We start from the raw sequence: 587 nt of genomic DNA, 5'->3' as shown, positions 1-587 counted from the left end.
CCTTCATCACTACATTGTCGTGAGGGTTTTTGCCACCCCATTTTCCTTTTCTCCTATCCCATAATCGAATCTTTTTATCCGGGTACCAGCCACTATGCCGGATCCATTGTCCACAATAATTATTTAATCGGTTAAAGCTGTAAAAGTCCGCGGTCCAATTCTCTTTCACTTTTAGAATTGATTCTTTTAATTTTGGAGAAAGGGCTTCATCGGCATCCAAGGAAAGCACATAATCGTTTCTTGCACAGCCCATGGCGTAATTTTTTTGTTCTATATGCCCCTCAAATGGGTTTTCGATGAAATGCACATCAAATTTTTCACAAATCTTTTTGGTATTATCTGTAGAAAGAGAGTCTACCACTACAATTTCATCCACTACCCCTTTTAAAGACTCCAGGCACCTTTGGATATTCTTTTCTTCGTTATATGTAATAATGACAGCTGATATTTTTTTCATCATTAAAAAATAACGCTAAACAGCTATAATTCAGCGTCTCTTGAAGTTGGAAAAAGAATTTTGGGTTGAAAGCTATAAATGTAAGTCTAGTCAATAACTTTCTTGGCTTTCAGCGGTTAAAGATAACGAT

The 587-nt window shown here is 36.5% G+C and carries 1 protein-coding gene; it reads right to left on the bottom strand.

The genetic code is table 11. From position 1 onward, the window contains the following. The coding region (locus tag E1171_RS00310; protein WP_246164089.1) for a glycosyltransferase family 2 protein at positions 1–460 on the bottom strand (460 nt) is incomplete at its 3' end. Between the last annotated feature and the right edge of the window lie 127 nt (positions 461–587).

Origin of the sequence: Xanthovirga aplysinae (assembly GCF_009711365.1) — a bacterium.
Classification (GTDB): Bacteria; Bacteroidota; Bacteroidia; order Cytophagales; family Cyclobacteriaceae; genus Xanthovirga; species Xanthovirga aplysinae.
This window is presented reverse-complemented; position numbering and strand designations above follow the sequence as displayed.